Here is a 22,232-nt window from a genome sequence, read left to right on the forward strand (position 1 = left end):
GCGCAGCATGGTCCATGACATCACGAAGAGAGGAACGACACATCGTGAGCAAGGTCTGGTTCATCACCGGTGCATCCAAGGGCTTCGGCCGCGAGTGGGCCGAGGCGGCCCTCGAACGCGGCGACCAGGTCGCGGGCACCGCACGCAGGATCGACGACGTCGCGCCCCTCGTGGACGCGTACGGCGACTCCTTCCTGCCCATCCAGCTCGACGTGAACGACCGTGCGGCCGACGTCGCTGCGGTGAAGAAGGCCGCCGAGCACTTCGGCCGCCTGGACGTCGTCGTGAACAACGCCGGCTTCGGCCACTTCGGCATGATCGAGGAGATCACCGAAGACGAGGCCCGCGCCCAGCTCGAGACCAACCTGTTCGGTGCCCTCTGGGTGTCGCAGGCCGCGCTGCCGATCATGCGCGAGCAGGGCTCCGGGCACATCGTCCAGGTGTCGAGCATCGGCGGCATCAGTGCCTTCCCGACCGTCGGCATCTACCACGCCTCGAAGTGGGCACTCGAGGGCTTCAGCCAGTCGCTGGCCCAGGAGGTCGCGGGCTTCGGCATCAAGGTCACCCTCGTCGAGCCCGGCGGCTTCTCGACCGACTGGTCCGGTCCGTCCGCCTCGCGCAGCGACGAGCTCGAGGCCTACGCCGAGGTGCGCGAGGCCGCGTCGAAGCGTCCCTCGGCCGCCGACCCCGGCGACCCCACGGCCACCCGCTCGGCGATCCTCACCGTCGTCGACGCCGACGAGCCGCCGCTGCGCATCTTCTTCGGCAAGGCACCGCTCGAGATCGCCACGAAGGACTACGAGTCGCGTCTGAAGACGTGGAACGAGTGGCAGCCCGTCTCGGTCGAGGCGCACGGGAACTGACGCCTGCGCCGTCCCGCCCGCCGCGCCTCCTGCTCTCCTCCCCGGGACGCAGGAGGCGCGGCGCACGTCCGCCGGGACCGCGAACGACGTCCGCCGTGAGCGTCCAGCCACCGCGGCGCATGATCGAGGCATGCCCGCACTGACCGAACCGCTCCGCGCCCGCCTGCAGTACACCTTCAACGGGCAGTACACGGGCACGCCCGAGTGGGTCACCGACCTCGAGAAGGGCGACGACGAGGGGTTCTTCCTGCCGGGCTCGGCGGTGTGGGCCGTGCACGGTGCCATGTCGACCATCCCGGCCGGCGTGCGGGCCCTGCTCGTCCAGGCGCTTCACCCGGGAGCGCTCGCCGGCGTGCACGACCACTCGCGCTTCCGCGAGGACCCGCTCGGTCGCCTGGCCGGGACCATCCGCTGGATCTACACGGTCTCGTACGGGAGCCGCGAGGCCGCGACGCACGCGTCGAACTGGGTGTCACGCCTGCACACGAAGGTCGTCGGCACGTACGACGACCGGAACGGCGTCACCCACGACTACGCCGCCAACGACCCCGACCTGCTCAGCTGGGTGCACATGGCCTTCGCCGACTCGTTCCTCGCCGCCTACCTCGAATGGGGTCGCGAGCCGGTCCCGGGTGGGCCCGATGCCTACGTCCGCGAGTGGGCCACGGCCGGCGAGCTGATGGGCGTGCCGAACCCGCCGCGCAGCGTCGCCGAGATGCAGCAGCAGCTGATGGACTTCGACCGTCGGGGCGTGCTCGAACGGACGGCCCGGACCGACGACGTCGTGAAGTTCATCAAGCGGCCGCCGCTCTTCCCCGCACTGAAGGTCGGCTACCCCGTGCTCTTCAACGGTGCGGTCGGCACGCTGCAGCCGCGTTTCCGCGAGCTGCTCGGGCTGCGCGCGCCGCACGTCGGGCCGATCGACCTGCCGACCCGGGCACCGGCCCAGGCCATGCTCGCCGGCGTCGGGGGAGTGCTCGGCAAGCGACCCGTCGCCGAGGAACACGCCCTCGCGCGTCTCGACCGCATCGGGTGGACGGCGGCCTGACGCGGCGCCTGACGCGCAGCGCGATCGTCCGCCCGAAGCCGTGCGCCCGCGACCGGACGGCCCCCTGACCGGGGAGGGCGGGGCCGGGCGTCCGCTGACAGGATGAGCCGGTGACCGACACCAGCCCCCTCGCCGACGCGACCGACGAGGCCGGGGCGACCCGCGCCTCCTCGACTCGGCGGGGCCCGACGGGACGGTGGCTGCTCGAGTTGCTGGCCATCGTGCTGGTCGGGCTGGTGCTGTCGTGGGGCGTCAGGACGTTCCTCGTGCGCAGCTTCTCGATCCCGTCGGGGTCGATGGAGCAGACGCTCATGATCGGCGACCGCATCATGGTGAACGAACTCGCCCCCCGCGTGATGCCGCTGCACCGGGGCGACATCGTCGTCTTCGAGGACCCGGGCGGGTGGCTCGGCTACGGTGACGACGCCGGGCAGGATCTCGTCAAGCGCGTCATCGGGCTGCCGGGGGACCACGTCAGCTGTTGCGACGCGGACGGCCACGTGCTCGTCAACGGCCGGCCCCTGGACGAGCCGTACCTCACGCTCGCCGACGGCGGCCCCCGGGCCTCGGCCACCGACTTCGACGTGACCGTGCCCGAGGGGGCGCTCTGGGTGCTCGGCGACAACCGCGATCGCTCGGCGGACTCGCGCGCCCACCAGACCGGGCCCTACGCGGGCTTCGTGCCCGTCGACGACGTGATCGGGCGGGTCTTCGTGATCAGCTGGCCGACGGACCGGTGGCAGCGGCTCTGATCTCGGCGACCGGGCCTGCCGACATCCCGGCCGGCCGGTTCGGCCGGCCGTGACCCGCCCGCCACCCTGCCTCGGCGCTCAGCCCGCGGCGATGAGCCGGTCGCGCACCTCGCGCCGGAGCACCTTGCCGATCAGCGACTTCGGCAACTCGTCGAGCTGCACGACCCGGCGCGGCACCTTGTAGGCCGCCAGTTGGCCGCGTGAGGCGTCGCGGATGGCCTCGGCGTCGAACGAGGCGCCGGGCTCGAGCACGACGGCCGCCACGACGTCCTCGCCGCCGCCCGACCGGGGCAGGCCGACCACGGCGACCTCGGCCACGCCGGGCGCGTTGCGCACGGCCTCCTCGACCTCGGAGGGGGCGACGTTGAAGCCGCCCGTGACGATGAGCTCCTTGATGCGGTCGACGATCGTGACGTACCCGTCGGCACTCATGGTCACGATGTCGCCGGTGCGGAACCAACCGCCCTCGAGGAACGCCTCGGCGGTCTCGTCGGGGCGGTTCCAGTAACCGCGGAAGACCTGCGGCCCGCGCAGCAGCAGTTCACCCGCGGCCCCGGCCACGACCGGACGGCTCGGGTCGGGGTCGTCACGGTCGACGACCATCGCCTCGGTCGACGGGAACGGCACGCCGACGGTGCCGACGCGGCGGGTCGGTCCGATCGGGTTGCCGAGCGCGACGGGCGAGGTCTCGGTCAGGCCGAAGCCCTCGACGAGCATGCCGCCCGTGACGCCCTCCCAGGCCTGGACGACCGCGGTCGGCAGGTTCATGGCGCCCGAGATGGCGAAGCGAGCCGACGACAGGTCGACGCCGCGCTCGCGGGCCGCGTCGGCCAGACGCTGGTAGATCGGGGGAACGGCCGGCAGGAAGGTCGGCGGGTGCTTCTTCGCGGCCTTGAGCACGAGGTCGACGTCGAACTTCGGGAACAGGACGAGGCGTGCCCCGATGCTCATCGCGAAGGTGAGGCAGAGCGTGAGGCCGTAGGCGTGGAAGAACGGCAGCACGCCGTAGACCGTCTCGTCGCCGTCGACCAGGCCGGGCACCCAGGCGCGGCCCTGCGCGGCGTTGCTGCGGAGGTTGCGGTGCGTCAGGATCGCGCCCTTCGGCGACCCCGTGGTGCCGCTGGTGTACTGCAGCAGGGCGATGTCGTCGACGTCGGGGCGGGGGTGCTTCTTCCGCAGCGGACGGTTCGCCAGCAGGCCCTGCCAGGTGACGTCGCCCTCGGCCCCGTCGGTCAGGGCCGCCCGGCTCTTCTTGGCGGCGGGCACCGGCAGCTTGAGGGCGAGGCGCGTGCCGAGCGGCATGCCCTTCGTCACGTCGACCGAGACGACGGTCGAGAAGCCGATGTCGGCGGGCAGGGCGCGCAGCCGGTCGACCAGCTTGTCCCACGCGACGGCGATCGTGGCGCCGTGGTCCTCGAAGAGGTGCCGCAGCTCGCGGTCGGTGTAGAGCGGGTTGTGCTCGACCACGACGGCGCCCAGGCGCAGCACGGCGTAGAACGCCACCACGTGCTGCGGGCTGTTCGGCAGGATCAACGCGACCCGGTCGCCGCGACCCACGCCGAGCCTCCTGAGGCCCTCGGCCGCGCGCGCGACCTGGTCGCCGAGGTCGCGGTAGCTGGTCTCACGGCCGAAGAACTCGAGGGCCGGTTTGTGCCGGTACGTCGACACGGCGTCGTCGATGAGGTCGACGAGGCTGCCCGTCACGGGCTCGATGTCGTCGGGGACGTCGGGGGCGTAGCTGTGCAGCCACGGGCGGTCGAACGGGGCGGTCATGCCACCACCTTGGCAGGGCCGGGTGATGAACCCCCGGGAGGCGCGGGTCGCCTCGCCGAGGACGCCCCCGGTCGGGCCCGCGCGGGGACGCCGGGCCCGCGCCGCCTCAGCGGGCGTCGCGCCCGGTGAGGGCGAGCAGGCGGATGCGCAGCGGGGCGTCGTCGTCGACCGGTACCGGCGAAGCGAACAGGCCCGAGGCCTCGAGGGCGTCCTTCTGCGGTGCGAACACGCCCCAGACGGCCTCGACCAGCGCGTCGTCGAGTTCTTCGTCGGTGCCCACGGCGCGGGCGAGGTCCCAGGTGTGGATCGTGACGTCGGCGACCTGCTCGGCGAGGTACTCGTGCACGGGCACGACATCGGCGCTCAGCCGCACCTCGGCGTGGGGGTCGGCCTCGCTCCAGGCGGCGGTGGCCGCGCTCGACCACCGGTGCCAGGCCTCGACGAGGTCGTCGCCGAGCGGCTCGATCGAGTTCTCGGCCTCGGCGGGGTCGCCGCCCTCGAGCAGGAGCGGCACCCACTGCTGCTCGCGCGTGACGTGTCGCACGAGGTCGCGCACCTTCCACTCGGTGTCGGGCGTCGGGGCGTCCCAGTCGGCCACGGCCTCGACGCGGCGGGCGAACTCGTCGTGGGCGGTCTTCTGCAGGGTGATCCAGTCGACGGTCATCGGGAGTCCTCTCGGGGTGGGGCGGTGGCTCTCGGCGTCAACCGCCCGGGACAGCTTGGTGTTCCCGAGAACACTGCCCCGATGGTAGGACCGTCGGCTAGGGTCGTCGGCATGACCCTCGGCCTCTCGATGCTGGCGCCCCTCGCGGCGTTCGTCGAGGCCGTGCTCTCGTCCGGCGGGGCGCCGCTGTCCGCGGTCGTGCTCGTCGGCCTGCTCGGCGCCGCCACCGCGGTGGTCGCGCTCGGCGTGGCCCGGGTCGTGCCTACGCTCTGCGGGCTGGCGGGGGCGGTGCCCGAGGTGACGCTCCGTGAAGAAGCCGGCACGCGCCTCCTCGTCTGGCGACGCGACCCCGACGCCCGCGGGCACGTGCGGTCCCGGGCTCCCGGGCGGGCCGTCCCGGCCGCCTGAGCGCACCCGCGCCCGCGTCGATCCGACGTCGCGTCGATCCGACGACCCTCGGCGGCCAGAAGACACCCACCGTCTCTCTGACCGAGGAGTCCTCATGGACCTGTCCACCTTTCCCCCGATCGCCGTCGTCCTCGGCGGTCTGCAGTCGCTCGTCACCACCCTCGGCGTGCTCGTCGAACCGGTCGCCGGGGCGTCCGCCGCCGCCCTCGGCGTCGTGCTGTTCACGCTGCTCGTCCGCCTCGTGCTCGTGCCGGTGGGTGTGTCCCAGGTGCGCGCCGAGATCGCCCGCCGTCGACTCGCCCCGGCGATCGCCGACCTCACCCGCCGGATCACCGACCCCGAGGCCCGGAGCAAGGCACTGATGGCGCTGTACGCCTCCGAGAAGGTGTCTCCGCTGGCCGGCTGCCTGCCGACGCTCGCGCAGGCCCCCGTGCTCACCGCCGTCTACTCGCTGTTCGCGCATGCCGAGATCGCCGGTCACGCCAGCACCCTGTTGACGCACACGCTCGGCGGTGCGGCGCTCGGGGCGAACCTCGTCGTCACGCTCGGGACCGGGTTCGCCGCGGTCTGGCCCTATCTGGTGCTGCTCGTGCTGCTGGCGATCGTCGTCGAGCTGAGCCGGCGCGCCACGCTGCGTTTCACCGGACCGGCGACCGTCGCGACGGCGGGGCCCGGGCAGGAGGCGCTCCCCGGCACGGCGGGCGTGCTGCGGTGGTTGCCGTTCGTCAGCGTGCTGTTCGCGGCGTTCGCGCCGCTCGCCGCCGCTCTCTACCTCGTGACGAGCGCGGCCTGGACGCTGGGGGAGCGCGCGGTGCTGCGCCGGGTGCTCGCCCGGTGACGCGGAAGGGCCCGCCCTCGCCGTGCGAGAGCGGGCCCTTCGGTGTGCTGCTGCCTACGCGGCGAGCGTGAACTGGATCTCGAGCGTGACGGTGACGTCGTTGCCGAGCGTGAAGCCGCCGGCCTCGAGGGCGGCGTTCCAGGTGACGCCGAACTCGGTGCGGTCGATCTTGGTGGTCGCCGAGAAGCCGAGCTTGGTCTGGCCGTAGCCGTCGACGACGAGGCCGCCGAACTCGCTCTTCAGGGTGACGGGCTTGGTGACGCCGCGGAGGGTGAGGTCGCCGTGCACGAGGAACGCGTCGTCGCCCTTCTCCTCGATGCTGGTCGACACGAAGGTCATCTTGGGGTGCTCTTCGGCGAGGAAGAAGTCGCCGGTCTGCAGGTGACCGTCGCGGTCCTTCTGGTTGGTGTTGACCGAGGCCACGTCGATCGAGGCGGTGACCTTCGAGGCGGTGTGGTCCTCGGCCGTGACGAGCGAGGCGTCGAAGGACTCGAACGAGCCCTTGACCTTGCTGATGGCCAGGTGGCGGACGCTGAACGAGACCTCGCTGTGCGTGGGGTCGAGGTTCCAGGTGCCGGCGGGGATCTTCTCTGCGGTGATGGTCATGGTGTTCTCCTGAATCTGTGAGGTCGAGGTCGATGACGTGTCATCGAAGCTGGTACGAGTATATGCAAGCGCATCCAGCCGGACAACATTCCCGGGGTGTCCGGAAGATGTCGAGGGGGTGTCCGACGGGCCGGCCCGGGTCGGGCCGGCCTCGGGTCGGGCGGGTCAGGCGGGGCGACGCTCGGGCGAGACCGTCTTGGCGGGGTCCTTCTCGGCGAGGTCGCCGAGCGCCTCGTCGATGCGGGCCATGACGTCGGCGGGAAGCACCACACCCGCCGCCTTGACGTTGTCGGCGACCTGCTCGGGGCGCGAGGCCCCGATGATCGCGGACGCCACGTTGTCGTTCTGCAGCACCCACGCGATGGCCAGCTGGGCCATCGAGAGGCCGAGGTCGGCGGCGATCGGCTCGAGCTTCGCGACACCGGTGAGCACCTCGTCGGTGAGGAAGCGCTTGATCGTGTCCGCGCCTCCCTTGTCGTCCGTCGCGCGGCTGCCCGCGGGCAGCTCGGCGCCCGGCTTGTACTTGCCGGTCAGGACGCCCTGGGCGACGGGCGACCAGACGATCTGGCCGAGGCCGTGCTGCTTGCTCGCCGGCACGACGTCGGACTCGATGACGCGCCAGAGCATCGAGTACTGCGGCTGGTTCGAGATCAGCTGCACGCCGTGCTTCACGGCGAGCTCGTGGCCCGCGCGGATCTGCTCGGCGGTCCACTCGCTGACGCCGATGTAGAGCGCCTTGCCGGCTCGGACCACGTCGGCGAAGGCCTGCATGGTCTCTTCGAGCGGGGTCTCGTGGTCGTAGCGGTGGGCCTGGTAGAGGTCGACGTAGTCCGTGCCGAGGCGGCGGAGCGACCCGTCGATCGACTCGAGCACGTGCTTGCGGCTGAGGCCGACGTCGTTGTGCCCGCGGGGGCCGGTGGGCCAGTAGACCTTCGTGAAGATCTCGAGGCTCTCGCGACGCTCGCCCTTGAGGGCGTCGCCGAGGACCTGTTCGGCCGCGGTGTTCGCGTAGGCGTCCGCGGTGTCGAAGGTCGAGATGCCGGCATCGAGGGCCGCGCGGACGCACTGCGTCGCCACGTCGTTCTCGACCTGGGACGCGTGCGTCAGCCAGTTGCCGTAGGTGATCTCCGAGATCTTGAGTCCGCTGTCGCCGAGGTGTCTGAATTCCATGACCCCACGCTACGCGTCGCGACGGACGGGGCGAAGGGGTGTGCGGCCGACTCGGAAGGCGTACAGTGACGATTCATCAGATCGTGTCCCCCACCTGGGGGACACGATCCGTCGGACACCGCGGTCCCACCCGGGGCGGGCGTCCGAGGCTCCTGCTGACCCGACCCGACTGGAGCACCACCGTGACCTCCGCACCGCCCCTCGCGGCGCCCGGCCCCGTCCTCACCCCGACGCTGCCCGCGACGCCCACGCCGTTCGCGCCGAACCGTGACGGCCTGCCCACCGGCCCGGTGGAGAACGCCGCGGCCGCCCTGCCGTGGGCCGACTGGTCGAGCCTGCAGTGGGCCGGCTTCCTGCTCCTCGCCGTGGTCGTCGCCCTGGTCCTGCTGGTCTCGATCCGTCGCATCGTGCACAGGCTCCACCTGGTCCGCGAGCAGGAGGAGCTGGGCCACCGCGACCTCGACGGCCCGGTGCTGCCCCCGGCTCACGTCTTCACCGCGCTGGTGCCGGCGCGTGGTCCGGCCGGCCTGGCCGTCACCCTCGACCTGCTGGCGAGGCAGCAGCACCCCGACGTGCGCGTCCTCGTCGCCGTGGACCCGGTCGACACCCTGACGCTCGACGTCGCGACCTCCGCCGCGCGGCGTCACCCCGGTCGCGTCCGGGTCGTCCGAGCCGGGTCCTCCGCCGGGCGTCCGTCCGCGGTCGCCGCGTCGCTCGTCGACGCGCTCGCCGAGGTCGGCGACGGCGTGGTCGGGATCTTCGCGGCGGGCGACCGTCCCCACCCGCGGCTCTTCGCCCTCGTCGACTCGGTCCTGACCCGCACGGACGCCGACGCCGTCCAGCACGCGAGTCGGCCGGCACTCGAGGCGGCTCCCTGGTGGGCGCCCCGAACGGCCCTCGACCGGTGGTGGTGGTCCCGGTCGGTGGTCCGCTCCCACGGCCGGGCCGGCTTCGTGCCGCTGTCGGACGGCACGCTCTTCGTCCGTCATTCGTGGCTCGCCTGGTCGGGCGGCTGGGATGCGAGCTGTGCCGAGGCGGGCCTGGACCTCGGGGTCCGCATGACGGTGGCCGGGGCTCGCGTCGTCATCGCCACCTCACCCGAGACGACCACCGTCGAGCGTTCGCCGGGCGGGCTGCGCGACCTGGCCCGCGCCCGGTCGTCCTGGGTCCGGGGGTGCCTGCAGGTGCTCGGCCACGGGGACTGGCGTCGGCTCCGGCCGGGGGCACGGCGCCGTGCCCTCGGTGTGCTCACCGAGCCACTGCTGGACGCCGGCGTCACCATCGTGACGGCCGCGGCGCTCGTGTCGACGGTCCTCGTCGGCGCGCCCGGCCTCGTGATCGCACTCGCGGCGGTGCCGGTGCTGCCCTGGCTGCTCTCGCAGCTCCTGGACGTCGGGGGCGCGACGGAGGCGGCCGCGGAACAGGGGCGCCGGGCGACGGGTCGGGAGCGCCTCCTGGTCGTCGTCGGTTCGGTGCCCGACCGGCTGGTCACCCTCGTCGCCGTCGCGGCGGCGGTCGGGGCGGAGCTCGCGACCGTGCGGTCGAGGATCGAGGGTCCGTCCGCGTCGAGCGACCCGATCCGCGCCGGACGACCCGTCGGGGTCGACGAACCCGCCACCGGATGAACGGCAGATGTCGCCTGTCTGGCAGTTGGCCCAGATCTGCGTACCCCGACCAAACCGATCCGGCGACGTCCCCCGAACCGGTGTCATGCCCGAACCAGAGTCCCCCGTCCAGGGGGCACGTCCCGACCGTGCCGCCACGACGAACCCGACGCCACCCCTGCGCCTCGTCGCCCGGGTGAAGGAGCTCGCGACGTTCGGCGCCGTGGGCGGGATCGCCTTCGTCGTCGACGTCGGCGTGTACAACCTGCTCCGTTCGACCGTCCTCGACGACAAGCCGATCGGCGCCAAGGTCATCTCGGTGATCGTCGCGACGGCCGTCGCCTGGCTCGGCAACCGTTACCTGACCTTCCGGCAGGGCCGCAACCAGGCCGTCGTCCGCGAGGCCGTCACCTTCGGCCTCGTCAACGTGGGCGGCCTGCTCATCGCCTCGGCCTGCCTGTTCGTGTCGCACTACCTGCTGGGCTTCACGAGTCAGCTCGCCGACAACGTCGCGGCCAACGGCGTCGGCCTCGTGCTCGGGACGGCCTTCCGGTACGTGTCCTATCGCCACGTCGTCTTCCGCGGCTCGTCCGCGGTCCCCACCACGGTCGACACCCCCGACGCGTCGGCCGCGCTCGCCACCGTCATCGGCCCCGGGCCGACCGACGACCCCACCCGACAGAACACCGCGCAGCCCCACCTGCACCCGACCCACTGACTGGAGAGTGATCCTGTGTCGACTGACCCGACCCAGATCCCGACATCACGTCTCGCAGCGGGCGAACCCGCCCCGCTGCTCACCCCGCAAGCCCCCGCCGACCCGTCGCAGTTCGTCCCGAACCGTGGCTCGACCGGTGCCACCGAGTCGATGATCGGCTTCCAGTTGCCCGACTGGTCGCCGCTCGAGTGGATCGGCTACTCGTCCCTGATCGTCGTCACCATCCTGCTGACCGCGGTCGCCGTGTCGACCCTCTGGTGGATGCTGCACGCCTGGCGGTCGAAGGACAACCTCGACGACAGCCAGTTCAGCGAGAACCCGCTCGAGGCCGCCCACTCGTTCACGCTGCTCGTGCCCGGCCGGCACGAGGAGGAGGTCATGGGCCAGACCCTCGACCGTCTCGCCCAGCAGGACCACCCCGACTTCGAGATCATCGCCATCGTGGGCCACGACGACCCCGGCACCGAGCGGGTCGCCCGTGAGGCCGCGGCCCGCCACCCCGAGCTGATCCGCGTGGTCGTCGACTCGAGCGTGCCGAAGAACAAGCCCAAGGCGTTGAACCTGGCGCTGCAGTCGTCGCGCGGCGAGATCGTCGGCGTGTTCGACGCCGAGGACGAGGTGCACCCTCGCCTCCTGACGCTCGTCGACTCGCGGTTCACCGAGACCGACGCCGACGTGGTGCAGGGCGGCGTCCAGCTGATGAACTTCCAGAGCAGCTGGTGGAGCCTCCGCAACGTGCTCGAGTACTACTTCTGGTTCCGGTCGCGCCTGCACTTCCACGCCAAGGAGAAGTTCATCCCGCTCGGCGGCAACACCGTCTTCGTGCGCAAGGACTGGCTCGACTGGTCCGAGGGCTGGGACGCCGAGTGCCTCGCCGAGGACTGCGAGCTCGGGGTCCGCCTCTCGAGCGCCGGTGCCAAGGTCGTCGTGGCCTACAGCCCCGAGGTCGTCACCCGGGAGGAGACCCCCGGCACCTTCGTCTCGCTGCTCAAGCAGCGCACCCGCTGGAACCAGGGCTTCATGCAGGTCTACGGCAAGGGCGAGTGGAAGAAGCTGCCCCGTCTGCGCCAGCGCCTGATGGCCCGCTACCTGCTGACCATGCCGTTCATCCAGGCCGCCACCGGTCTGCTGATCCCGGTCTCGATCATCCTGATCCTGACCACCAAGGTGCCGACCGCCATCGCGCTCGTCTCGTTCGTGCCCCTGGCACCGACGCTCGTGCTGCTGGCCGTCGAGTTCACCGGCCTGCGCGAGTTCGGCCGCGTCTACGGGCAGAAGGTCCGCGCCCGGGACTACTTCCGTCTCGTCTGGGGACTGCTGCCCTACCAGATCTTCCTCGCGCTGGCCGCGGTCCGGGCGGTCTTCCGCCAGCTGAAGGGCCTCAACGCGTGGGAGAAGACCGAGCACACCGGAGCCCACCGCGACGAGGTCGCGACCGAACCGCAGGAGGCGCCCCGCGCCTCCCAGCCGGAGCCCGCCCTGGCCATGACCGGAGGTGACCGATGACCAGCACGCTGAACCGCCCCCGCGCCGCCGACACCACCGTGTCGAACGGCCCGGGCACCCCCGTGGTCCCCACCAAGGACCCGCGGCGCTCCGAGCCCGCCTCGTGGTTGCGTCGGCACGGCGCGAGCCTCGCCTGGCTGTTGCCCGTCCTCGCGATCGCCGCCGTCGTCATGGCGTTCAACATGGACGGCTCACCGCAGCGCATCGACGACGAGGGCACCTACGCCGCCCAGGCCTGGGCGATCCAGAACCTCGGCGAGATCACCCACTACACCTACTGGTACGACCACCCGCCCGTCGGCTGGCTGCAGATCTCGGCCTACACGGCCGTGACCGGTGCCTTCTCGCGCTACGACGTCGCCGTGCTCGCCGCGCGGGAAGCCATGCTGTTCTTCACGGTCGTCTCGGTCGCCCTCGTCTGGCTGCTCGGCCGCAAGCTCGGCCTCAGCCGTCCCGCGGCCGCCGTGGCGGGCCTCGTGTTCGCCGTCTCGCCGCTGGCCCTGCAGTTCCACCGCACGGTCTACCTCGACAACGTCGCCACCCCGTGGCTGCTCGCCGCGTTCGTCTTCGCCCTGAGCAAGCGGTACCAGCTCGCCGGCTTCGCCGCGGCGTCCCTGTCGTTCGGCATCGCGGTGCTCTCGAAGGAGACCTACCTGCTGGCGCTGCCGTTCCTGGCCTGGATGATGTGGCGCGGCGCCGACAAGTCGACCCGTCGCTACACGTTGTCGATCGCGGGCAGCCTGCTCGTGCTCGTCGGCCTCGGCTACGTCGCGCTCGCCGCCGTCAAGGGCGAACTGCTGCCCGGCGCCGGCCGGGTGAGCCTGCTCGAGGGCATCCAGTTCCAGCTCGCGACCCGTGAGGCCAGCGGTTCGGTGTTCGACACCGGCAGCCTGTTCTTCGCGACCGTGTCGCAGTGGTGGCAGCTCGACCAGGTGCTCATCGTGCTCGGCACGCTGGCCTCGGTCGTCGCGGTCTTCGTCAAGAAGCTGCGTCCGCTCGGCGTGATGATGGTGTTCCTGATCGCCTTCATGTTCCGCCCCGGCGGCTACCTGCCGGTGCCCTACGTGATCATGCTGCTGCCGTTCGCGGCGCTGCTCGTCGCGGCCGTCACCGACCACGCGGTCCGGGCGTTCCGTGCCCGCCGGGCCGGCGCGCTCTCGACCGCGGCGTCCCGCACCGGCTCGGTCGCCTGGCTCGCCCTGACCCTCGCGGCCGTCGTGGCGATCGTCCCGCTCTGGGCCGTGCAGCTGCGCGGCTTCCTGGACAGCGACCTCGACGCGCCCATGCGCAACGCCGAGAGCTGGGTCGAGACCAACGTGCCGAAGGACAGCCGCCTGCTGGTGGACGACGCCGTGTGGGTCGACCTGGTCAAGGCCGGCTTCGCCCGCGACAACGTGATCTGGTTCTACAAGATCGACACCGACGGTGCCGTCCAGGCGCAGTCGCCGAACGGCTGGCGCGACTCGGACTACCTGTTCGAGACCGAGTCCGTCCGCACCTCGGGCCCCACCTCACCCGAGATCCGCGAGGCCCTCGCGAACTCGACCGTCATCGCCTCGTTCGGCGACGGCGACCAGCAGGTCAACGTCCGGCAGATCGACAGCCAGGGCGCCGCACAGGCGCAGACCGAGGCGGACGACGCCGCGTCGGCCCGCGCGCAGGCCGGTGCCGAGCTGGCCCAGAACCCGAACCTGCAGATCTCGTCGACGCTGTCGACCGCGCTCTCGGACGGCCGCGTCGACCCGCGCGCCATCATCGTGCTCGGCCAACTCGCCGCCCTGGGTCCGATCTCGGTCGCCGATCCCGAGGCCCTTCCCGGCGAACAGGACGCCCTGTTCCGGCAGTTCGACGTCACCCCGCAGGGCGGCCAGTCGGTCGACGAGGTGCGGACGACGCTCGAGGGCCTGGGCAGCGTCTACGTCCCCGAGTCCGTCGTCCCCTCGGGTGACGGACTGCGCGTCACCTTCTCGGCCGTCGCCCCGACCGGCGTCCTCTCGAACTGATCGCCACGCCGGTGCCCGTCCTCGGGCGGCACCGGCACCTCCTCACCGCGTCCCACCCGTCCCGGGTGGGACACCCGACCGGAAAGGACCAGCCCCCGTGGCTTCCCTCTCACGCACCATCGGCGCCCCCGCCCCCGCCGCCGTCACCGCCGTCCCGACCCGGCGCCGCCGTCTCCTGACGGTGCTCGCCCTCACCGCCGCCACCGGGGTCGCCCTCGCCGGCGCCCTCGTGGGCACGTCGCCCGCCCACGCCGCCGACGGCGACGGGTGGGTGCGCGTCGGCCACCTCTCGCCCGACACGAAGGCCGTCGACGTCACGCTGACCTCGCTCAAGGGCGGGCAGGTCGTCATGGACCTCGACGACGTCACCTACGGCCAGGTCAGCCCGTACCAGGCGCTGGCCGCCGGCACGTACGTGGTCGCGATGACCGCAGCCGATGCCCCCACCAGCGCGAAACCCGTCATCACGGCCAACATCACGGTCGACAGCGGCCAGCCGATCACGGCCGTCGCCTACGGTCCGAACGACGCCCTCAAGACCCAGGTCTTCAAGGACGACCTCACGGCCCCGGCCGACGGCCAGGCCAAGGTCCGCCTCGTGCAGGCCGCGAACGTCAGCAAGACCGTCACCGTCGCGACCAGCACGGGCACCACCATCGCCGAGGACGCGCCCTTCGGCAGCGCCAGCGGCTACGCGCAGGTCGCGGCCGGCCCCTGGACCCTCGACCTGACCGGCAAGAAGGTGACCGGCACGAGCGACGTCGACCTCGCGGCGGGCAGCATCAACACGCTGTTCGTGCTCGACAACTCGACCGGCGGTCTGACCGTCGTCCCGGTCGTCGACAGTGCGGCCACGGCGCAGGCGCCCGTCGGTGGCGTCCAGACCGGTGGCGGCTACCTCGCCGAGCACCCGCAGAAGAGCGAGTCGAAGGGCCTCTGGGCCACCGTGCTCGGCTGGTTCGGGGTCTGACGACCCGGCCCGGCGAGCACGGCCCGGCAGGACGAGGAGGCGCGGTGAGCGACACACCGCACCGCGCCTCCCCGGCTCCCTGCCCCACCGCACGACCGACGCCCGGCACCACCGGGCAGGAGAAGAGGACGACATGACGAAGAAGACGAAGGCGCTGCTCGCAGCGGCCGTCGTGGTGGCCCTCGCCATCACCGCCGGCATCGCCTCCCTCGTCGTCGGAGGGGCCGGCGGCCCGTCGACGGACCAGGCAGGCGGCGGCGCGGGCGCGACCGGCACCCCCGGCGCGGGCACCGCGACCCCCCAGCCCCGGACGGCCACCGAGATCGGCGAGGACTTCCTCGCGGACTACGTCGACGACGACGGCCGCGTCGTCCGGCGCGACCAGGGCGACGACAGCGTCAGCGAGGGGCAGGCCTACGGGCTGCTCGTCGCGGTCGCCGTGGGCGACGAGAAGCGGTTCGACGCCATCTGGCGCTGGACCGAGGACGAACTCGTCCGACCCGACGGGCTGCTCGCCTGGCAGTGGAAGGACGGCGCGGTCGTCGACGACATGCCCGCCAGCGACGCCGACGTGGACGCCGCCCGGGCCCTGGTGCTCGCCGGTTCGACCTTCGACCGACCCGACCTCACCACCGCGGGCGTCGACCTCGGCACCGACGTGCTCGACGAGATGACGGTCTCGACCGACGTCGGCCGCATCCTCTTGCCCGGACCGTGGGCGATGGGCTCCGGCCCGTGGTCGTACAACCCCTCGTACGCGTCGCCCGCCACCTTCGCGCAGCTCGGCGAGGCCAGCGGCGACCCCCGATGGGCCGAGCTCGAGACCGGCTCGCGAGCCGTGACCACGAACATCCTCGCCTCGACGGCCCTCCCGAGCGACTGGGCCCAGGTGCGGCAGGACGGCACGACGGTCCCTCTGCCGAGCGCCGACGGGTCGTCGGGCACCGTGCAGTACAGCTACGACGCCGGTCGGCTCGCCCTGCGCTACGCCGAGTCGTGCCAGCCCGAGGACGTGGCGGTCTCGGCGTCGATGGCCTCCGTGCTGCAGCGCTACGACGAGCTGCCCATGCAGCTCGACCTCGGCGGGCAGTCGGTCGGTTCGGACCAGAGCCCGCTCGCCTACGCCGCCCGCGCGGCCGCCGAGGCCAGCGACGGCCAGCACGACCGGGCGACGGCCGACCTGCGGACCGCCGACTCGCTGTCACAGTCGACTCCGACCTACTACGGCAGCGCCTGGGCGGCTCTCGCCGCCCTGCAGCTCGAGGGCACGAGCCTCGGCGCCTGCTCGCCCCTGGCGGTGGCCCGATGAGCCTCTCGACCTTCGTCGCCGGTCACCGCGCGGCGGTCCTCGCCGCGGCCGCCGTCGTCGTGCTCGTGGCCGGCGGCGTGACGGTGGCCGCCGTCGCCGCCCGGTCCGACGCGGACGCACCCGGCTCCGTCGCCACGGCCTCCGCCACCACCGGTGCGACGCCGGATGCGGCGAGCGGAGCGGCCGGCGCCTTCCAGGACCCGGCGGCCCCGTCGTACACCCCGCCCCCGGCCGACGCGACGCCGGTCCGCCTGCAGATCCCCTCGATCGGGGTCGACTCCGGCCTCGAAGACCTCGGCCTCGGCGCCCAGGGCGAGCTCGACCCGCCGAAGGAGTGGCTGTCGGCCGGGTGGTACGAGGACGGCGTCGTGCCCGGCGCGGTCGGCCCGGCCGTGATCGCCGGACACGTCGACTCGGGTGACGCCCCCGCGGTCTTCGTCGACCTCGCGAAGCTCGTGCCCGGCGACGAGGTGCAGGTGACGCTCTCGACCGGCTCGGTCGAGACCTTCCGCGTCACGGGCAGCGAGCGCACCCCGAAGGCGACGTTCCCGACGAGCGACGTCTACGGGGCCAGTCCGACCCCCGGCCTCCGGCTCATCACCTGCGACGGCACGTTCGACCGGTCCACCGGTCACTACGTGGACAACCTCATCGTGTTCGCCGACCTCGTGACCTCGTGACCGGAGGCCACCCGGTCGGCCGGCGCCGCGCCTCCTGAGCCCCGGGCCCCCGACACCCGACACCCGACACCCGACACCCGACACCCGACACCCGACACCTCCGACTCCCACCCGACGGGAAAGGACCCACCATGAACGACGCCCTCGTCATCATCCCGACCTTCAACGAGCGCGAGAACCTCGACTGGATCGTGGGGCGCACCCTCGCCTCCGGTGCCTCGGTCGACGTGCTCGTCGTCGACGACGGCTCGCCCGACGGCACCGGCGAGCTGGCCGACGCCTACGCCGACCGCGACCCCCGCGTGCACGTGATGCACCGCACCGAGAAGGCCGGCCTCGGTGCCGCCTACCTCGCCGGCTTCGCCTGGGGGCTCGAGCGCGGGTACGACGCCCTCGTCGAGATGGACGCCGACGGTTCGCACCACCCCGAGTACCTGCCCGGCATGCTCGAGCTGCTGCGCGAGAACGACCTCGTGCTCGGTTCGCGCTGGGTGCCCGGCGGCGCCGTCGAGAACTGGCCGCTGCGTCGCGAGCTGCTCAGCCGCGGCGGCAGCTGGTACACCCGGGGTGCCCTGGGCATCCGCGTGGCCGACACGACCGGAGGGTTCCGGGTGTTCCGCTCGTCGGCGCTGCGCCGGATCGACCTCGACCGGGTCGAGTCGCGCGGCTACTGCTTCCAGGTCGACCTGCTGTGGCGCGCGCTCCAGGCGGGTCTGCGGGTCGTCGAGACTCCGATCACGTTCACCGAGCGCATCCACGGTGCCTCGAAGATGAGCGGTTCGATCGTCCGGGAGTCGCTGACCAAGGTGACCCTCTGGGGTCTGCGGCGACGGTCCCGCGCCGTCGTCGAGCTGGTCGTGCGACACCGTCGGCTGCCGAGCGTCCGCGCCACCTCGCACCGGGTCGGACCCGTGCGCGGCGGCGTGTCGACGCGCTAGCCGCGACGCGACACGCGGGCGCCCGGGGTGGTCAGCCCCGGGCGCCCGTCGTTCGTGACCGCCTGGTCCGCGCCGGGGTCAGCGGACGATCGCGACCGAGTGCGCCGGGAGCAGCAGGCTCGCACCCGGGACGATCGACCCGTCGCTGGCGAACAGGACGGTCTCGGCGCTCACCGCGACCCGTGCCTCCTGGTCGGCGAAGTTGACCGCGATCTTCAGGTCGCCACGGGTCAGCACGAGCCAGCGGGCGTCGCCGTCGTACTCGACGCCGGTCTCGCCGAAGCGGGGGTCGGTGAGCGCGGGCTCGCTGCGGCGCAGGGCGCCGAGGCGGCGGTACGCGTCGAGCAGCACCGCGTGGCGGCCGGTCTCGAGTTCGGACCAGTCGAGCTTGCTGTTCTCGAAGGTCGAGGGCTCCTGCGGGTCGGGCACGGACGACTCGTCCCAGCCCATCTTCGCGAACTCCTCGATGCGGCCCTTCGCCGTCGCCTCGCCGAGGTCGTGTTCGGGATGCGAGGTGAAGAACTGCCACGGGGTCGAGGCGCCCCACTCCTCGCCCATGAAGAGCATCGGCGTGTAGGGGCCGGCCAGGGTCAGCGTCGCGGCGATGATCAGCTGCCCGTCGTCGAGGGTCGCCGCCAGGCGGTCGCCGATCGCCCGGTTGCCGATCTGGTCGTGGTTCTGGTTGGCCACGACGAGGCGCCAGGTCGGCATGTGCTCGGTGTCGACCGGGTGCCCGTGCGTCGCCTCGCGGAACGACGACCAGGTGCCGTCGTGGAAGAAGCCCTTGGTCAGCACCTTCGCGAGGGCGCCGAGCGGCTCGAAGTCGGCGTAGTAACCCGTCGTCTCGCCGGTCAGCGCGACGTGCACCGCGTGGTGGAAGTCGTCGCTCCACTGCGCGTCGAGGCCGTAGCCCTGGCGGTGGTCGGGGCCGAAGCCGCCGCCGTCGCGCGGGGTGACCAGGCGCGGGTCGTTCAGGTCGCTCTCGGCGATCAGCGAGAGCGGTCGGCGCAGATGGCTGCTGAGGGCGGCGGTCCGCTCGGCGAGCTCCTGCAGCAGGTGGACCTCGCTGTCGTCCTTGAGGGCGTGCACGGCGTCGAGGCGCAGACCGTCGACGTGGTAGTCGTCGAGCCACATCGCCGTGTTGTCGAGGATGAACTCGCGCACCTCGTGGGCTCCGTCGTCGTCGAGGTTGACGTTGTCGCCCCAGGTGTTGGCGTGCTTGCTCGACAGGTACGGCCCGAACAGCGGCAGGTAGTTGCCCGAGGGGCCGAGGTGGTTGTAGACGACGTCCTGCACGACGCCGAGGCCAGCCGCGTGCGCGGCGTCGACGAAGCGCTGGTACGCCTCGGGGCCGCCGTAGTTGTCGGTCACCGTGAACCAGTCGACGCCGTCGTAGCCCCAGTTCCAGCGGCCGTTGACGCCGTTGACCGGCAGCAGTTCCACCAGGTCGACGCCGAGGTCGACGAGGTACGGCAGCTTCTCGATCGCCGAGTCGAGCGTGCCCCCGGGCGTGAAGGTGCCGACGTGCAGCTCGTAGACGACCGAGCCGGCCAGCTGGCGGCCGGTCCACGCGTCGTCCGTCCAGGAGAAGGCACCCGGGTCGTAGGTCTCGCTCAGGCCGTGCACGCCGTCGGGTTGGCGACGCGACCGCGGGTCGGGCAGCGGCGTCCCGCCCTCGGGGGAGTCGCCGCCGTCGAGCACGAAGCCGTAGCGGTGGCCCGGGCCCCGGTCGAGGTCGGCGGGGGCGCGCCACCAGCCGGTGTCGGCCTCGGCCGTCAGCGGCAGCAGATCGCCGTCGAGGTGCAGGTGCACGGTGGTCGCTTTCGGGGCCCAGACGTCGTAGACGCTCATCGGTCTCCTCGGGTTCGGAAGGGTCGGGGGAGGGGAGGGGAGGTCGAGAAGGCACGACATGCCGCTCACCACCGGAGGTGAGCGGCATGTCGTGACGTGTCGCCCGGGGGCGACGGTAGTCGGGCGCGACGCGGCGCGACCCGACGGGGTCAGTCCTCTGCGGGGATCAGCAGGGCGACGGGGTACGTGTCGAGCACGTCGGCCAGGCGGAGGCGACCGCCCTCGTGCCGACGGCCGGTGAGCACGTCGCGGTACGCGCCTCCTGCGGTCAGGACCACGGTGTCGTCCCAGCCGCCGGCCTGCTCGAGTGCGACGGGCAGGCGGGTCGCGATCGCGAGCGCCCCGCCGCGGTCGACGGCGACGGCCGACGCGGCCTGCTCACCGAAGACGGGCAACGCGGCGTAGCGCGTGAACAGGTCGGGTCGGTCACGGCGCAGCGTCAGGGCGTGGTGCGTCACGACGAGCTTGGCGGCACCGGTGTCGTCGATCGCCGGCGTCGCCCCGCCGCGGATCTCGTCCAGGAGGCGCCGGCGCAGCCCGAAGTCGACCTCGCGTCGGTTGTCGGGGTCGACGAGCGAGAAGTCCCACAGCTCGCCGCCCTGGTACACGTCGGGACTGCCGGGGCCGGTGAGCTGCATCAGCGCCACGCCCAGCGAGTTGCTGTAGCCGGGTGCGCGGAGGACGTCGACGATGCGCTCGACCTCGTGACGCACCTCGTCGTCGTCGAAGGCGGCGTCGACCGCGGCGTGCATCCGCCCCTCGAAGGCCTCGGCCTCGTCGGTGCGGTCGGTCCACGTGGTCGACGTGCTCGCCTCGCGGGAGGCCTTCTCGGCGTAGGCGTGCAGGCGCTCGCGCGACGCGGGCCAGGAGCCGACGATCGTCTGCCAGAGGATGTTCTCGAACGGTCCGTCGCCGACCGGGGCGAGCTCGCGCAGGCGCTCGAGGGTCGCCGCCCACTCGGTGGCGACCTCGGCCAGCACCGAGACGCGGGCGCGCACGTCGGCACTGCGCTTCGTGTCGTGCGTGGACAGCGTCGTCATGCCGAACGGACGCTCGGCCAGGCGCACCTGCTGACGCGCGTGGAACTCGTCGGGCGTCAGCGAGAACTCGCTCGGGTCGGCACCCACCTCGGTCAGCGTCGCCAGGCGGCTGTAGCGGTAGAAGGCGGTGTCCTCCACGCCCTTGGCCATGACCATGCCGGTCGTCTGCTGGAAGCGCACGGAGGCGGGGTGCGACTCGTCGCGCAGCACGGCGACGACGCGTCCGACGGCGTCGGCGAGGTCGGGACGGTGGCTCGTGGCGACCTCGGCGGCCTCGGTCAGCCACTCGGCGCCCTGCGGCAGGTAGCTGCGGTACACGGGGAAGGCCGCGGCCAGCTCGGCCAGCGCGTCCACCACGGACGGGTCGACGGCGCTGCCCTCGGCGATCAGGCGGGCGAGACGGTTGATCTCGCTGCCCAGGATGCCGTCGGCGATGCCGCGCTTCGTGCCGAGGATCATCTCGTGCCAGTCGACGGGCGCGTCACCGGTCGTCTCGTCGGCCCCGGCGGCCTGCTCGTCGGCGTCGACCCCGCGGGCCCGGCGCAGGCGCGCGTCGAGGGCGTCGAGGGCGGGTGCTCCGCTCGGGTCGACGAAGAGGCGGTCGAGGTCGGCCAGGGCGTCGTAACCCGTCGTGCCGGCCGTCGCCCAGTCCTCGGGCAGGCGCTCGTCCCCCTCGAGGATCTTCTCGACGAGCACGTGCGCGTCGCCGGTCAGGGCGGCGAGCAGGTCGAGGTAGCCCTTGGGATCGGCGAGGCCGTCCGGGTGGTCGACCCGCAGGCCGTCGACGAGACCCTCCGAGAACCAGCGGCCGATCTCGGCGTGCGACTCGGCGAAGACACCCGGGTCTTCGACGCGGATGCCCGCGAGGGTGTTGACCGCGAAGAAGCGACGGTAGTTGAGGTCGGTGTCGGCTTTCTTCCAGTGAACCAGCTCGTAGTGCTGACGCGAGTGCACGGTGGCGGCGTCGTCGCCGGGCGAGCTCGTGCCCGGGGCGATCGGGTAGACGTTGTCGTAGTAGTGCAGCTCGTCGCCCTCGACCGTGAGGCCCTCGATCGCGCCGTCCGCCGAGGCGGGCTCGCCGAGCACGGGCAGCAGCACCTTGTCATCGCCCGCGGCCCAGTCGACGTCGAACGCGTCGGCGTAGCGGGACGCGCGGCCGTGGGTCAGGAGGTCCCACCACCAGACGCTCGCCTTCGGGGTCGCCACGCCGACGTGGTTCGGCACGATGTCGACCAGCACGCCGAGGCCCTCGGCGTGCGCGCGCGTCGAGAGCTCGTCGAGACCCTCGGCACCACCGCGCTCGGGGTCGACCTGGCTGTGGTCGACGACGTCGTAGCCGTGGTCGCTGCCCGGCTCGGCGGCGAGGATCGGCGACAGGTAGACCCAGTCGGCACCGAGGTCCCGCAGGTACGGCACCAGGTCGGCGGCCGCGTCGAGGTCGAAGGAGGCGCGCACCTGCAGGCGGTACGTCGAGCGCGGGTGCATGGTCGG

At 72.5% G+C, this 22,232-nt stretch carries 19 protein-coding genes; 13 read left to right on the forward strand and 6 right to left on the reverse strand.

The window, feature by feature from the left end:
• Positions 1 to 44: 44 nt before the first annotated feature.
• The 3 genes from IFT88_RS05700 to lepB all read left to right on the forward strand — a co-directional run bounded on the left by IFT88_RS05700 (position 45) and on the right by lepB (position 2,663).
• The gene (locus IFT88_RS05700) at positions 45 to 863 is read left to right on the forward strand and encodes an SDR family oxidoreductase (RefSeq protein WP_200925478.1); all 819 of its coding nucleotides are present in this window, start codon (positions 45 to 47) and stop codon (positions 861 to 863) included.
• A gap of 130 nt (positions 864 to 993) precedes the next feature.
• Positions 994 to 1,911 carry an oxygenase MpaB family protein gene (locus tag IFT88_RS05705; RefSeq protein ID WP_043594181.1) on the forward strand — a complete coding sequence of 306 codons (918 nt, stop codon included), beginning with the start codon at positions 994 to 996 and terminating at the stop codon, positions 1,909 to 1,911.
• Positions 1,912 to 2,021: 110 nt separating this feature from the next.
• Positions 2,022 to 2,663 carry a signal peptidase I gene (gene lepB, locus IFT88_RS05710; RefSeq protein ID WP_043594183.1) on the forward strand — a complete coding sequence of 214 codons (642 nt, stop codon included), beginning with the start codon at positions 2,022 to 2,024 and terminating at the stop codon, positions 2,661 to 2,663.
• Positions 2,664 to 2,741: 78 nt separating this feature from the next.
• On the opposite strand, the gene IFT88_RS05715 is transcribed toward lepB, so the two are convergent.
• Together IFT88_RS05715 and IFT88_RS05720 are read right to left on the reverse strand one after the other, a co-directional pair.
• Positions 2,742 to 4,436, reverse strand: coding sequence for a long-chain-fatty-acid--CoA ligase (locus IFT88_RS05715; protein WP_043594185.1), 1,695 nt, complete (start codon positions 4,434 to 4,436; stop codon positions 2,742 to 2,744).
• A gap of 106 nt (positions 4,437 to 4,542) precedes the next feature.
• Complete coding sequence (locus tag IFT88_RS05720) at positions 4,543 to 5,100, reverse strand: TIGR03086 family metal-binding protein (protein ID WP_043594186.1); 558 nt, start codon at positions 5,098 to 5,100, stop codon at positions 4,543 to 4,545.
• Positions 5,101 to 5,211: 111 nt separating this feature from the next.
• Between IFT88_RS05720 and IFT88_RS05725 the strand changes: the two genes are divergently transcribed.
• Together IFT88_RS05725 and yidC are read left to right on the forward strand one after the other, a co-directional pair.
• Entirely contained in the window at positions 5,212 to 5,508 is a 297-nt protein-coding gene (locus IFT88_RS05725) for a DUF6412 domain-containing protein (protein WP_192119323.1), read from the forward strand.
• A gap of 94 nt (positions 5,509 to 5,602) precedes the next feature.
• Positions 5,603 to 6,346, forward strand: a complete 744-nt coding sequence (gene yidC / locus IFT88_RS05730; RefSeq protein ID WP_192119325.1) for a membrane protein insertase YidC — start codon at positions 5,603 to 5,605, stop codon at positions 6,344 to 6,346.
• Positions 6,347 to 6,400: 54 nt separating this feature from the next.
• On the opposite strand, the gene IFT88_RS05735 is transcribed toward yidC, so the two are convergent.
• Both IFT88_RS05735 and IFT88_RS05740 read right to left on the reverse strand, forming a co-directional pair.
• Complete coding sequence (locus IFT88_RS05735) at positions 6,401 to 6,952, reverse strand: YceI family protein (protein WP_054144994.1); 552 nt, start codon at positions 6,950 to 6,952, stop codon at positions 6,401 to 6,403.
• Between the two features lie 165 nt (positions 6,953 to 7,117).
• Positions 7,118 to 8,122: an aldo/keto reductase family protein gene (locus IFT88_RS05740; RefSeq protein ID WP_043594192.1), complete on the reverse strand. Its 1,005-nt coding sequence runs from the start codon at positions 8,120 to 8,122 to the stop codon at positions 7,118 to 7,120.
• Between the two features lie 182 nt (positions 8,123 to 8,304).
• On the opposite strand from IFT88_RS05740, the gene IFT88_RS05745 reads away from it, so the two are divergent.
• From IFT88_RS05745 to IFT88_RS05780, 8 genes are all read left to right on the forward strand, one after another.
• Entirely contained in the window at positions 8,305 to 9,747 is a 1,443-nt protein-coding gene (locus IFT88_RS05745; protein WP_192119327.1) for a glycosyltransferase, read from the forward strand.
• Between the two features lie 85 nt (positions 9,748 to 9,832).
• Entirely contained in the window at positions 9,833 to 10,444 is a 612-nt protein-coding gene (locus tag IFT88_RS05750) for a GtrA family protein (protein ID WP_192119329.1), read from the forward strand.
• A gap of 15 nt (positions 10,445 to 10,459) precedes the next feature.
• On the forward strand, positions 10,460 to 11,950 hold the full coding sequence (locus IFT88_RS05755) for a glycosyltransferase (protein WP_231567053.1): 1,491 nt from the start codon (positions 10,460 to 10,462) through the stop codon (positions 11,948 to 11,950).
• Positions 11,947 to 13,953 (forward strand): ArnT family glycosyltransferase, encoded by a 2,007-nt coding sequence (locus IFT88_RS05760; RefSeq protein WP_137847686.1) that lies wholly within the window; start codon positions 11,947 to 11,949, stop codon positions 13,951 to 13,953. Before IFT88_RS05755 ends, IFT88_RS05760 begins: the two co-directional genes overlap by 4 nt.
• 97 nt (positions 13,954 to 14,050) lie before the next feature.
• The gene (locus IFT88_RS05765; protein WP_192119331.1) at positions 14,051 to 14,923 is read left to right on the forward strand and encodes a DUF4397 domain-containing protein; all 873 of its coding nucleotides are present in this window, start codon (positions 14,051 to 14,053) and stop codon (positions 14,921 to 14,923) included.
• Positions 14,924 to 15,056: 133 nt separating this feature from the next.
• A complete protein-coding gene (locus IFT88_RS05770) occupies positions 15,057 to 16,232 on the forward strand; it encodes a glycosyl hydrolase family 8 (RefSeq protein WP_192119332.1) in 1,176 nt (391 codons plus the stop codon).
• Positions 16,229 to 16,912 carry a class F sortase gene (locus tag IFT88_RS05775; protein ID WP_192119334.1) on the forward strand — a complete coding sequence of 228 codons (684 nt, stop codon included), beginning with the start codon at positions 16,229 to 16,231 and terminating at the stop codon, positions 16,910 to 16,912. Before IFT88_RS05770 ends, IFT88_RS05775 begins: the two co-directional genes overlap by 4 nt.
• A gap of 131 nt (positions 16,913 to 17,043) precedes the next feature.
• The gene (locus IFT88_RS05780; RefSeq protein WP_056229372.1) at positions 17,044 to 17,850 is read left to right on the forward strand and encodes a polyprenol monophosphomannose synthase; all 807 of its coding nucleotides are present in this window, start codon (positions 17,044 to 17,046) and stop codon (positions 17,848 to 17,850) included.
• A gap of 78 nt (positions 17,851 to 17,928) precedes the next feature.
• Here IFT88_RS05780 and treZ read toward each other — a convergent pair whose 3' ends face one another.
• Both treZ and treY read right to left on the reverse strand, forming a co-directional pair.
• Positions 17,929 to 19,701, reverse strand: a complete 1,773-nt coding sequence (gene treZ / locus IFT88_RS05785) for a malto-oligosyltrehalose trehalohydrolase (RefSeq protein ID WP_056229375.1) — start codon at positions 19,699 to 19,701, stop codon at positions 17,929 to 17,931.
• Between the two features lie 149 nt (positions 19,702 to 19,850).
• Positions 19,851 to 22,226, reverse strand: a complete 2,376-nt coding sequence (gene treY, locus IFT88_RS05790; RefSeq protein ID WP_192119486.1) for a malto-oligosyltrehalose synthase — start codon at positions 22,224 to 22,226, stop codon at positions 19,851 to 19,853.
• Between the last annotated feature and the right edge of the window lie 6 nt (positions 22,227 to 22,232).

Source organism: Frigoribacterium sp. CFBP 8751 (genome assembly GCF_014841545.1).
Taxonomy (GTDB): domain Bacteria; phylum Actinomycetota; class Actinomycetes; order Actinomycetales; family Microbacteriaceae; genus Frigoribacterium.